The organism is Bradyrhizobium sp. Unk1 (genome assembly GCF_059512345.1).
Genome location: NZ_JCAMOP010000020.1, coordinates 1 through 12,346, shown reverse-complemented (window position 1 = coordinate 12,346; position 12,346 = coordinate 1). Strand labels below are relative to the sequence as shown.

General features: G+C 64.6%; 12 protein-coding genes. 4 read left to right on the top strand and 8 right to left on the bottom strand.

The window, feature by feature from the left end; genetic code table 11:
• Positions 1–72: 72 nt before the first annotated feature.
• Complete coding sequence (locus AC5ZFO_RS24775) at positions 73–1,593, bottom strand: caspase family protein (protein ID WP_496122750.1); 1,521 nt, start codon at positions 1,591–1,593, stop codon at positions 73–75.
• A 204-nt stretch (positions 1,594–1,797) separates the two neighbouring features.
• Here AC5ZFO_RS24775 and AC5ZFO_RS24770 point away from each other — a divergent pair, with 204 nt between their 5' ends.
• From AC5ZFO_RS24770 to fabA, 4 genes are all read left to right on the top strand, one after another.
• Entirely contained in the window at positions 1,798–2,808 is a 1,011-nt protein-coding gene (locus tag AC5ZFO_RS24770; RefSeq protein WP_282519454.1) for a helix-turn-helix transcriptional regulator, read from the top strand.
• A 300-nt stretch (positions 2,809–3,108) separates the two neighbouring features.
• Positions 3,109–4,644 carry a DEAD/DEAH box helicase gene (locus AC5ZFO_RS24765; protein ID WP_282519455.1) on the top strand — a complete coding sequence of 512 codons (1,536 nt, stop codon included), beginning with the start codon at positions 3,109–3,111 and terminating at the stop codon, positions 4,642–4,644.
• Between the two features lie 166 nt (positions 4,645–4,810).
• Positions 4,811–5,878, top strand: coding sequence for a GGDEF domain-containing protein (locus tag AC5ZFO_RS24760; protein ID WP_282519456.1), 1,068 nt, complete (start codon positions 4,811–4,813; stop codon positions 5,876–5,878).
• A gap of 104 nt (positions 5,879–5,982) precedes the next feature.
• A complete protein-coding gene (fabA, locus tag AC5ZFO_RS24755; RefSeq protein WP_282519457.1) occupies positions 5,983–6,513 on the top strand; it encodes a bifunctional 3-hydroxydecanoyl-ACP dehydratase/trans-2-decenoyl-ACP isomerase in 531 nt (176 codons plus the stop codon).
• A gap of 2 nt (positions 6,514–6,515) precedes the next feature.
• On the opposite strand, the gene AC5ZFO_RS24750 is transcribed toward fabA, so the two are convergent.
• The 7 genes from AC5ZFO_RS24750 to sufB form a co-directional block, all read right to left on the bottom strand.
• Positions 6,516–6,956, bottom strand: coding sequence for a TfoX/Sxy family protein (locus tag AC5ZFO_RS24750; RefSeq protein ID WP_282519593.1), 441 nt, complete (start codon positions 6,954–6,956; stop codon positions 6,516–6,518).
• 161 nt (positions 6,957–7,117) lie between these two features.
• Positions 7,118–7,525 carry a HesB/IscA family protein gene (locus AC5ZFO_RS24745; RefSeq protein WP_404979717.1) on the bottom strand — a complete coding sequence of 136 codons (408 nt, stop codon included), beginning with the start codon at positions 7,523–7,525 and terminating at the stop codon, positions 7,118–7,120.
• 40 nt (positions 7,526–7,565) lie between these two features.
• Positions 7,566–7,937: an SUF system Fe-S cluster assembly protein gene (locus tag AC5ZFO_RS24740; protein ID WP_008558582.1), complete on the bottom strand. Its 372-nt coding sequence runs from the start codon at positions 7,935–7,937 to the stop codon at positions 7,566–7,568.
• On the bottom strand, positions 7,934–9,181 hold the full coding sequence (locus AC5ZFO_RS24735; protein ID WP_282519458.1) for a cysteine desulfurase: 1,248 nt from the start codon (positions 9,179–9,181) through the stop codon (positions 7,934–7,936). Before AC5ZFO_RS24735 ends, AC5ZFO_RS24740 begins: the two co-directional genes overlap by 4 nt.
• Positions 9,178–10,482 (bottom strand): Fe-S cluster assembly protein SufD, encoded by a 1,305-nt coding sequence (gene sufD, locus AC5ZFO_RS24730; RefSeq protein WP_282519459.1) that lies wholly within the window; start codon positions 10,480–10,482, stop codon positions 9,178–9,180. The genes AC5ZFO_RS24735 and sufD overlap by 4 nt, the downstream gene beginning before the upstream one ends.
• Before the next feature lie 11 nt (positions 10,483–10,493).
• Entirely contained in the window at positions 10,494–11,246 is a 753-nt protein-coding gene (gene sufC, locus AC5ZFO_RS24725) for a Fe-S cluster assembly ATPase SufC (RefSeq protein WP_212483961.1), read from the bottom strand.
• Positions 11,247–11,308: 62 nt separating this feature from the next.
• On the bottom strand, positions 11,309–12,346 hold a 1,038-nt coding region (sufB, locus tag AC5ZFO_RS24720; protein ID WP_496122749.1), incomplete at its 5' end, for a Fe-S cluster assembly protein SufB.

The window sequence follows — 12,346 nt, the reverse complement described above, 5'->3', positions numbered from 1 at the left end:
CGGTACCGTTCGGGTGTGACTAAGGATCAGTCATGTTCTGGCAGCGCTCTAGAGGCGCCGAGGCTCCCGTGATCAGTTGTTGCTGCGGTTCGCGGCCCGAAAACTCTTGATTTCGGACACGCTGCCGTCGCGATAGGTCAGTTCCACCGAGACGAACTGCGTAGCCGGGGCAAGCTTCATGTAGAGCGGCATGCCGGCGCTGATCGCGCTGGGATCGCGCATGTCGCAGCCCGGCATCTTCAACACCTGGTTCGGAACGGCGGTGTCGATGCCGATACGCACCTCGCGGATGGCGCAGCGGTAGGACACGAGGTGCGTGTAGTAGACGAGCAGCCCGTTGAACTCGCGGAACGACAGCCAGCTCGTCGCGGTCATGTCGAGGATCTTGCGCTGGTCGCGGATCAGCGCGGCCTCGGGATCGAACCTGATCGGGAATGGCCCCTGCATGTCGCCGGATTGATCGACATAGCGGACCTCGATGGTGCCGGCCTGCGCATCCGGCGGCAATTCGATCGACGGGTTCGGCATCCGCTTGCGCGTGCGCGGATCGAGCGTGTCGATGAAGCCGGTCTCGCGGAAATCGCCATTGCCGGCCATGCGCCAGGAAATGCTGAGCGTCGGGTCGGCGAAGGAGAACACCACGCTCCAGCCGCCATTGTGCCGCGAGAAGCTGGCGATCGGCGCGTTGGTGGTTTCCTCCTTCGGCACGCGCGGTACCGACACCGGCGGGAGAGCCGCAAGCTTCTGCGGCGCCGGATCGGCCGGGCGCGCAGCGGCCGTCGCGTCCTTGGCAACGCCGCTCAGGAAGACGTCGTCGACCATCTGGTCGAAATAGACCGGCACCTGCCGGTGCTTGACGGTGTCGGCCGTCTCGCTGACGAGACGGCGGGTGCGCTGCGCCACCTGCACCAGGTTCTCGCCGGGCTGGAGAAGCTCCTTGGCGAAGGTGCGCGTGAACACCGAATTGGGATTGGCGTCGTCGTTGGAGAGACGATCGAGTGCGGTCTGGCGGGGACCTGCGGAGAACACCGAGAACACGCCTTCGGGCAGCTGCACCATCGGCGCGAGGCCGCCGCCGCCGGCGACCGCGCGGGTGCCTTTGCGCTCGAACGGGTTGTTGCGGCAGGCGTCGAACACCAGGATCGACGTGCGCGCCTTCTTGTTCTGAAGGCGCTCGACGATGCGGTCGGCCAGGATGGAAGCGTCGCGCACCAGCTCTTCCTGCCCTTCGGTCGCCGCCGGCACGTCAGTCGGCAGCAGGTAGTTCTGCCCCGCGATCTCGAAGCCGTGGCCGGCGTAGAAGAAGAATGCGGTGTCGCCGGGCTCGATCGCCCTGTCGAACGCGAGCAGCGTCTCGGAGAATTGCTGCCGGCTCTGGTTCTCGGCGACCATCACCGAGAAGCCGAGCTGCTTCAGCGTATCGCCCATGGTGCGGGCGTCGTTGACCGCCTTGAGGAGCTTGGGGACGTTCCTGTAGTCGTTGTTGCCGACGACGAGCGCAACGCGCTTCTCGGCTTGTGCAGGCAGCGCAAAGCCGCTCAGGCTCGCCGCAAGGCCAAGGGCCGCCAGAATTCTGAAAAGCCGACGCGTCATCGTAAAATTCCCGTTGTAGAACGGCGCTCCGCCGGGACCCCCTCGAGCAGCGATTCATGGGAACCCTCTGCCGTTGATGATAGTCGGTCCAGCCATGTCGACGGTTCAACACCGATAGCCCTCGGGTTCCGTCATCAGCACTATGGCAGATTCCTCCGGAATCTGCTTTTTTCTAGGGCAGTTGCGCTGCAAGCGGGGGCTGCCGTGTATCGATGGTGTACTGACGAGGTCGAGTCGCATGACCGGTTCGACTATTGGCGCGAGGTCCGGTCCAAGGGCCTGTTCGGCGTCACCGCTGAACTCGAGCGCGAACGCCGTGCGGACTTCTACGGCGAATTCTCGCTGCGCCAGCTCGGCGGCGGTGGCCTCGTCGAGCTGAAGGCCTCGCACTACACGGTCGAGCGCAGCAACTCCGACATCGCCTACGCGCCCGGCGACAGCATCTGCGTCTACCAGCAGCTCGGCAGCGGCGGCTGGTTCGGCGGCATGCGCGCGAGCGACTTTGCGATCGCCAACGGCAGCTTTGCCACCAGCCATACCGACCAGCCCTATCGTACCGCGCCGCTCGGCGCAGGCGGCTTCCACCTGCGCATCCTGAAGATCCCCGTGAGCAGCCTCTCCACGCAGGACAGGCGCATGCGCGAGCTTGCGCCCCGGACGTTCGGCGATCCCGGCCTGGCGCCCCTGCTCGGCGCCTGCTTCGCCGACCTCGATGAGGCCGCCGCGGGTGATGACGGTGCCACTGATGCGACCTCAGTCGCCCAGGCCTCCTTGGATCAAGCCTCCCTGGATCAGGCCTCGCTCGTCCAGGCCTTGGCCCATCTGGCCCTGATCGAGCGCGGCATCGTGCGGCCCGGCAGCCGCCGTGGGCAGGCCGCGCTGCGGACCGCCCGGCTCTCGCAGTCGCGTCGCCTGATCGCGCGCCACCTGCAGGACCCCGATCTGGCGCCGGCGATGGTGGCCGACCAGCTCGGCGTGTCCGTGCGTCACCTGCACATGCTGTTCGAAACCGCAGCGAAGAGCTTTTCGCAGACCGTGACCGATGAACGCCTGAAACAGAGCCGCCGCCTGATGCGCGAGGCGCCGGACCGGCTGATCGCCGACATCGCGACCTCCTGCGGCTTCGAGAGCCTGGCGACCTATTACCGGGTCTTCAACGCCGCCTACGGAATGGCCCCCGGCGATTTCCGGGCGCAGGGCCCGGAAGGGCGTTAGCCGTCCCTCCGGCCGCTATCGCCCGGTTAACGGTGGAAGCGGAAAAGCCCAACCGGGCCCGCTATTTGGGCAAAAACCTCAGGTTTTTTAGGGTCTTCCCGCGCCCGCTCCATTGACTTTGGCCGATTCCCGCCTATGTTCCGGGGCGACGCGGCTCAGATCGAAGACCGATTCTTGAGCCTTGCGCTTTGTTCGCGTGAGTCAGCACCCCCAGCTTCTTTGAGAGCGCGCCGTTTCGGGGTGGAACGCGACAGCCTTAATTACCCTCGATTCCGAACGGCGGTTTCGACCAGAGGCTCAATGTCCTTTTCAAATCTCGGACTGTCCGAAAAAGTCCTCGCCGCAGTGGCGGCCACCGGTTACACCACCCCCACCCCCATTCAGGAACAGGCGATCCCCCACGTCCTCGCACGCAAGGATGTGCTCGGCATCGCCCAGACCGGCACCGGCAAGACCGCGGCCTTCGTGCTGCCGATGCTCACCATCCTCGAAAAGGGTCGCGCCCGCGCGCGCATGCCGCGCACGCTGATCCTGGAGCCGACCCGCGAGCTCGCGGCGCAGGTGAAGGAAAACTTCGACCGCTACGGCGCCGGCCAGAAGCTCAACGTCGCCCTGCTGATCGGCGGCGTCTCCTTCGGCGACCAGGATGCCAAGCTGACGCGCGGCGTCGACGTGCTGATCGCAACCCCCGGCCGCCTGCTCGACCACACCGAGCGCGGCGGCCTCCTGCTCACCGGCGTCGAGCTGCTCGTCATCGACGAAGCCGACCGCATGCTGGACATGGGCTTCATTCCCGACATCGAGCGCGTCTGCAAGCTGGTCCCGTTCACACGGCAGACCCTGTTCTTCACCGCGACCATGCCGCCGGAAATCCGGCGTATCACCGAAACCTTCCTGCATAATCCGCAGAAGGTCGAGGTCTCCAAGCCCGCCACCACCGCCGTGACAGTCACGCAGTCACAGGTGCCCGCGGGGCGCGAGGCGCATGAGAAGCGCGAATTGCTTCGCCGCCTGCTGCGCGAGGCCAAGGATCTCAAGAACGCGATCATCTTCTGTAATCGCAAGCGCGAGGTCGCGATCGTTCATAAATCGCTCCAGAAGCACGGCTTCAGCGTCGGCGCCTTGCACGGCGACATGGACCAGCCGGCCCGCATGGCGGCGCTCGAACAATTCCGCAAGGGTGAGCTGCCGCTGCTGGTCGCATCCGACGTCGCCGCCCGCGGCCTCGACATTCCCGAGGTCAGCCACGTCTTCAATTTCGACGTCCCCCATCATCCGGACGACTACGTCCATCGCGTCGGCCGCACCGGCCGTGCTGGCCGCACCGGTACCGCGATCTCGATCGTGACGCCGCTCGACCAGAAGTCGATGGTGGCGATCGAGAAGCTGATCGGCCAGAACATTCCGCGCGCCGAGGGCGATTACGAGATCCACGCTGAAGCTGGCGATGCGACCGAGCGCCCGCGCGAGCAGCGCGGCCGCGAGCGTTCGCGCGGCGGACGCGCCAAGCCGCAGCGCGGCGGTCGCGACCGTGAGCGCAGCCACGAGCCGCGCGAACCGCGTGGCGAGACAAGACACGCTTCCGAACCAAGGCCTTCGGCCGAAGCACGGCCCGCGCCCGAGGCGAGGCCCGCACGCGAGCCAAGGCCTCCGCGTGAAGCCAGGCCGTCATCCGAACCGCGTCATGGCTCGCGCCAGCAGGCCAGTGCGTCGCATGTGCCGTCGATCGGCCGCCCCGAGCCGCGCCGCCAGCGCGAGGCCGATACCGAGCCCGGCGATCACTCGCACCTTCCGGCGTTTCTGCTCCGGCCAGTGCGTTCTCCCGCCGGCGCCTGACGCGCCGGCGCGATTCAGCTTCGGTTGAAAAGCGCCGCCTCACACTTTTTCTGATGCATTCGCGAACCTCTGTTTACAGAGCGTTCATGATCGTCCGTTAGCCTACGAACATAATTTAAAGCATTGCTGCGGTCGATGGCGCACCGACCGCTGTGGGGTATGTTCAGTGGTCAAGGTGCTCGACGAACACGAACGCACGATGGCGTTCGCCGAAGTTGCTCTCGGTCAGATCCGTTCGCTTCGACAGACCGCAATTCCCCGCAATTACGAGATCTGGTACGTCTACGCCACCGGCTATAACGCACCGCTCAACAAGATCATCAACGAGACGCTTGCGCGCCACGGCAAGCTGACCGAAGGCGATCTCGAGCAGATCTACGAGACCTATCTTTCCCACATCAAGACCACCGACCGCATCGACAAGGTCGGCGCGCGCGTCATCGGCGAGATCGACGACGTGATGACGGTGCTGAGCGAGGCGCTCGGGATGACCGGCTCCTACGATGCCAGCCTGTCGGGCGCGACCGAGCGACTGTCGGCGGCCAAGAACCGCGACCAGATCAAGTCGATCGTCGAGACGCTGCTGCGTTCGACCAGCGAGATGCGCGAGACCAACAAGGCGCTGGAAGACCGGCTGACCCTGTCCAAGAACGAGATCAGCAATCTCCAGCAGAGCCTGGAGGCGATCCGCGCCGAGAGCCTGACCGATCCGCTGACGGGATTGGGCAATCGCAAATATTTCGATCGCATGATCGGCATGGCCGTGCAGAGCGCGCTCGCCTCGGGCGAGCCGCTGTCGCTGCTGCTGTTCGACATCGATCATTTCAAATCGTTCAACGATTCCTACGGCCATCTCACCGGCGACCAGGTGTTGCGGCTGGTCGGCCTGTCCATGAAGCAGACCATCAAGGGACAGGACATCACCGCGCGCTATGGCGGCGAGGAATTCGCGGTCCTGCTGCCCAACACGGCGCTGCGCCAAGCCCTCACCGTTGCAGATCACATCCGCCGCGCCGTGATGGCGAAGGAATTGAAGAAGAAATCGACCGGCGAGATACTCGGCCGCGTCACCATCTCCGTCGGCGTCTCCATGCTCAAGCAGGGCGACGACCCCGACGCGCTGATCGAACGTGCGGATGCCTGCCTCTATGCCGCCAAGCGCAACGGCCGCAACCGCGTGATCTGCGAGGCCGATCCGGAGTTCGCGATCGAGTCGCACAGCCGGGTGGCCTGACGCCGAAGCAGTGCGCCGAAGAGACGGCCGGCGCTTGACATTCCAACCCGCCGAACGACATCTTCCCCGCCGCCCGACTGCGAGCGTCGAGAGGATTTGTCGTCTTGCCCAATCCCCATGACTTTCACACACCGCAACCGTCCTACACCAGGGACGAACTGCTGAGATCGAGCGACGGCGGCTATTTCGGCCCGGGCAACGCGCAATTGCCGGCCCCTCCGATGCTCATGATGGATCGCATCACCGAGATCAGCCTGGACGGCGGCGCGTTCGGCAAGGGCCACATCGTCGGCGAGCTCGATATTGTCCCCGGCCACTGGTTCTTCGACTGCCACTATCGTGGTGACGCAATGATGCCGGGAAGTCTCGGCCTGGATGCGATGTGGCAGATGATCGGCTACTGGCTCGGCTGGTCGGGCTCACCGGGCAAGGGCCGCGCCATCGGCGTCGGCGAGGTCGACGTCACGGGATCGATCACGCCCGGCACGGGCTGCGTGCGCTACGAGGTCGCCATGCGCATGGTCCGCCGCGGCAAGCTGGTGCTCGGAATTGCCGACGGTCGCGTGCTTGCCGACGGCACCTGCGTCTTCATGGCCAAGGATATGAGGGTCGGACTGACCAAGGCGGTGGACTGAACCTAACGGTGGGCACGCTTCGCTTTGCCCACCCTACGTACCGCCTTCTTGGTTGCTTGTTTCTTCGCCGGCGGCCTCTTCACGACCTTCTTCGCCGCCGCCTTCTTCCCCTTCGGCCGCTTCTTCACCTTGGCGCGCTGGGCGGCGGCAAGCGCTGCCCTCGCCCATTGCGCAAGCTCCTCGGAATCGTCGAACAGGCGCGCCGGCAATTCCCAATAGGAATTCACCAGCACGGTCTTGGCGCGGGTCGAATACTGGAACGGCTTCGAGCCTTCCGCTTCAAAGTCCGGGATGGTGACCTCGTCGGCACGGAAGAACAGGCCCGCGCGCAAGGCGAGCGCGAAGTTGATGCCGTCGGCGGAGATGCCGTAGCCGGAGAACATCTTTCGGATGGCGACGGGGCCGAAATCGGCGAACAGGTCGATCAGGAATTCGCGGTCCATAGCCAAGCTGTCTCCCCAAGGTCGTCCCCGCGAACGCGGGGACCCATAACCACAGGGAGCAGTTTAGCGAAGACTACCAGCCAGGAAAGCTTGGTACTGATACCGAGCGTCATCGCCAGATCACGCGGTATGGGTCCCCGCGTTCGCGGGACGACAGCGGCTTACCCGTCGATCTTCGCGGGCCGCAGCTCGACCGACTCGCCGCAGCCGCAGGCGGAGACCTGGTTGGGGTTGTTGAAGACGAACTGGGCCTGCATCTTGTCGGCCTTGTAGTCCATCTCGGTACCGAGCAGGAACAGCACGGCCTTGGGATCGACCAGGATCTTGACGCCCTTGTCCTCGACGACCTCGTCGGTCGGGCGGACATCATGGGCGTATTCGACAGTGTAGGACTGACCGGCGCAGCCGCCGTTCTTCACGCCGACGCGCAGACCCACGATCTCGGAATCGGCGCGTTGGGTCAGCTCGCTGATGCGCTGGGCCGCGGCATCCGTCAGCCGCATCACCTGCGGGCGCGGCCGCCGGGGCTTTGGTGTCGAAGCTGGTGTTGCCTGGGTCATGTTATCCATGTGGTCCGTTGCGAAGCGAATTCAATCCGAGCTGAGACTGTCACCACATGTTGAGCACGAGGCGGGCCTCGTCGCTCATGCGTTCCGGCGACCACGGCGGCTCCCAGACAACCTTGACGTCGACCACGCCGACGCCGGGGACGCTGGCGACCGCGTTCTCGACCATGGTCGGCAGCTCGCCGGCGGCCGGGCAGTTCGGCGTCGTCAGCGTCATCTGGACGTCGACCGAGCGATCGTCCTTGATCTCGACCTTGTAGATCAGGCCGAGCTCGTAGATGTCGGCCGGGATCTCCGGATCGAACACGGTCTTGAGGCCCGCGATGATCTCGGTGGTGAGACGCTCGGTCTCCTCAGGCGGCAGCGCCGACTGGGTCTCCATCGGATTGGCTTTGATTTCGGCCGTGTCACTCATGCGAACAAATCCCGCGCCTTCAACAGCGCCTGTGCCAGATGATCGACTTCTTCCCGCGTATTATACATGCCGAACGACGCCCGGCAGGTGGCAGTCACGTTGAACCGCTCTAAAAGCGGCATCACGCAATGGGTGCCGGCGCGCACGGCGATGCCCTGGCGGTCGATCACGGTGGCGACGTCGTGGGCGTGGGCGCCCTTGAGTTCAAAGGAGATCACCGGGCCCTTGCCCCGGGCGGTGCCGATCAGCCGCAGCGAGTTGATCTCGCGCAGCCGGTCCTGGGCATAGGTGGTGAGATCGTGCTCGTAGGCGGCGATGCGCTCCTTGCCGATCGAATTGACGTAGTCGATGGCCGCGCCAAGGCCCACGGCCTCGACGATCGCGGGCGTGCCCGCCTCGAACTTGTGCGGGGGATCGCCATAGGTGACGATGTCGCGCGAGACCTCGCGGATCATCTCGCCGCCGCCGTTATAGGGCCGCATCGCGACGAGGTGGTCGTACTTGGCCCAGAGGATGCCGATGCCGGTCGGCCCGTAGACCTTGTGGCCGGTAAAGACGTAGAAATCGCAGCCGAGATCCTGGACGTCGACAGGCAGATGCACCGCCCCCTGGCTGCCGTCGACCAGCACGGGAATGCCGCGCGCATGCGCGATCTTCACAACGTCCTTGATCGGGACAATGGTGCCGAGCGCGTTCGACATCTGCGTGATCGCGACCAGCTTGGTCTTCGCGGTCAGCAGCTTCTCGAACTCGTCGATGAGGAAGTTACCCTCGTCGTCAACCGGCGCCCACTTGATCACGGCGCCATGGCGTTCCCTGAGGAAATGCCACGGCACGATGTTGGAGTGGTGCTCCATGATCGAGATGACGATCTCGTCGCCTTCCCCAACGTTCGGCTCGCCCCAGGACGACGCGACCAGATTGATCGCCTCCGTCGCGTTGCGGGTGAAGATGACCTCTTCGGTCCGCTGCGCGTTGATGAACTGCGCAACCTTGCTGCGACCGCCCTCATAGGCCTCGGTGGCGGCATTGGCGAGGTAATGCAGGCCGCGATGCACGTTGGCGTATTCGGACGTATAGGCCTGCGTCATGCGGTCGAGCACGGCGCTCGGCTTCTGCGCCGAGGCGGCGTTGTCGAGATAGACCAGCGGCTTGCCGTAGACCTGCATGGCGAGCGCCGGAAAATCCTGGCGCACGCGTGCGACGTCGTAGGCACCGTTCTTGACTGCGGGATGCATGCTCATTGGCGCCGCTCCAGCCAGCGCTCGGCGATACCGATCACGTGCTCGCGCAAACCGTCATCGGCGATCTGCTCGATCGCTTCGCCCACGAAAGCCTGGATCAGCAGCGCCTGGGCCTGCTTCTCCGGCAGACCGCGCGCCTTCAGATAGAACAGCAGGCTGTCGTCGAGCGCGCCGGCAGTGGCGCCGTGGCCGCAGGAGACGTCATCGGCGAAGATCTCGAGCTCGGGCTTGTTGTCGGCCTCGGCTTCGTCCGAAAGCAGCAGCGCCCGGGTCATCATCTTGCCGTCGGTCTTCTGCGCATCGGGACGGACGATGATACGGCCCTGGAACACCGAATGGGCGCGATCGTCGATCACGGCGCGGAAGACCTCGCGGCTGACGCAGTTCGGCACGGCATGATCGACCACCAGCGTGGTGTCGCCGTGCTCGGTCTTCTGGAGCAGGTTCACGCCGTTGATGGAGAGATCGCTGCCCTCGCCTGCCAGCGTGATGAAGCCCTGGAGGCGGCTGACGGCAGCGCCAGTCGTCATGTTGAAGAAATTGAGTTTCGTGTTCGCGCCGACCGTGACGAATTGCGAGGTCACGTTCACCGCGTCGGGCGCATCGTCCAACAGGCGGATATGCGCGACGTCGGCATTGTCGCCGACCGAGACGATGACGGCGTCGTTGACCTGGTAGGCCTTGGCACCGGCCGCCACAAAGCTCTCGATGATAGTGGCGCGAGCGCCGTTCCCGACCGCGATCTGCGAACGGCTGAAAGCCGACGCGGACGAAGCGGTCGCGATGTGGATGATCTGGATCGGCGCGGACAGCTGCGCGCCGTCGGCGATCGACAATACGACGCCGTCGGTTGCCAGCGCCGCATTCAGTGCGATCACGGCATCGGTGGCCGCGGCCTCCAGGAGACCTGCGTCCTTCTCCAGCGCTTCCCGCAACGTCCTGAGGCCCGCCTCGGAGGCAAGCGCCTTGACGTCGGAGAGATCGGCTACGAACACGCCGTCGACCAGCACCAGCTTGCGGGCGCCTGCGATTGCATGCGCCTTTATCGCGTCAGCTGCACGCTTCAACGCGGCCGCATCGGGGCTGGCCGCTAGCGGCAGCACCTCGCCGACCAGCGCACGCAGGTCGGTGTATTTCCATTCCTCGATCCGGCGATGCGGCAGGCCGAGACGCTCATAGGTCTCGAACGCCTCGCGGCGTACCGCGATCACAGAAGGCGAACCCGGCAGACGGCCTTCGGCGCTGGCGAAGAGATCGCTCACCGCACGGCCGTTTCCGGTCTTTGCCACAGCAACGTTCATCGCAAAATTCCTTACGCGGCATCCTCGAACTGGGCGTAACCGGACGCTTCCAGCTCCAACGCCAATTCCTTGCCGCCGCTCTTCACGACACGGCCCTTCGACATCACGTGCACGACGTCGGGCACGATGTAGTTCAGCAGCCGCTGATAATGGGTGATGACGACCATAGCGCGCTTGGGCGAGCGCAGCGCGTTGACGCCGTCGGCCGCAATGCGCAGCGCGTCGATGTCGAGGCCCGAATCCATCTCGTCGAGGATGCACAGGCTCGGCTCGAACAGCGCCATCTGCAGCACCTCGTTGCGCTTCTTCTCGCCGCCGGAGAAGCCGACATTGACGCCGCGCTTGAGCATGTCCTGCGGGATGTTCAGCGACTTCGAGACCTCGCGGACCTTCCTCAGGAAGTCCGGGGTCGAATATTCGCTCTCGCCGCGCGCCTTGCGCTGCGCGTTCAGTGCGGTGCGCAGGAAGGTCATGGTGGCGACGCCGGGAATCTCGACCGGATACTGGAACGCCAGGAACACGCCCTTCGCGGCGCGCTCGTTGGGGTCCATCTCCAGCAGGTCCTCGCCCTTGAACAGGATCTGGCCGTCGGTGACCTCATAGCCGGGCTTGCCGGCGATGACGTGGGAGAGCGTCGATTTGCCGGAGCCGTTCGGCCCCATGATCGCGTGAACCTCGCCCTCGTTCACGGTCAGCGTCAGCCCGTGGAGGATCTCACGCTCCTCGACACGAACCTTCAAATCCTTCACTTCAAGCAAAGCCATCTTGGTGTCCAGTCCATTCAAATGATGCATGGAGCGCCGTAGCGCACCGCGAGGGCCGGCGATTAGCCGACCGACCCTTCAAGCGAGATCGAGATCAGCTTCTGTGCTTCCACCGCGAATTCCATCGGCAGTTGCTGAAGCACGTCCTTGACGAAACCGTTGACGACGAGGCCGACGGCTTCTTCCTGGCTGAGGCCGCGCTGGATGCAGTAGAACAGCACGTCCTCGGAGATTTTCGAGGTCGTCGCCTCGTGCTCGAACGTCGCGGACGAGTTCTTGGCCTCGATATACGGCACGGTGTGCGCGCCGCATTTGTCGCCGATCAGCAGGGAATCGCAGGCGGTGAAATTGCGCGCGCCGGTCGCTTTCCGGTGCGCGGTGACGAGACCGCGATAGGTGTTCTGCGACTTGCCGGCCGCGATTCCCTTGGAGATGATCCGGCTCGAGGTGTTCTTGCCGAGATGGATCATCTTGGTGCCCGAATCGACCTGCTGGAAGCCGTTCGAGATCGCGATCGAGTAGAACTCACCGCGCGAATTGTCGCCGCGCAGGATGCAGCTCGGATACTTCCAGGTGATCGCCGAACCCGTTTCGACCTGGGTCCAGGAGATCTTGGAATTGTTGCCGCGGCAGTCACCACGCTTGGTGACGAAATTGTAGATGCCGCCCTTGCCTTCCGAATTGCCGGGGTACCAGTTCTGGACCGTCGAATATTTGATCTCGGCATCGTCATGCGCGACGAGTTCGACCACGGCCGCGTGCAGCTGGTTCTCGTCGCGCTGCGGCGCGGTGCAGCCTTCGAGATAGGAGACGTAGGAGCCCTTGTCGGCGATGATCAGCGTGCGCTCGAACTGGCCGGTGTTGCGCTCGTTGATGCGGAAATAGGTCGACAGCTCCATCGGACAGCGCACGCCCGGCGGCACGTAGACGAACGACCCGTCGGAGAACACCGCCGAGTTCAGCGTCGCGTAGAAATTGTCCGAGGTCGGAACCACCGAGCCGAGATACTTCTGCACCAATTCAGGATGCTCGCGGATCGCCTCCGAGATCGGCATGAAGATCACGCCGGCCTTCTTCAGCTCGGCCTTGAACGTGGTCGC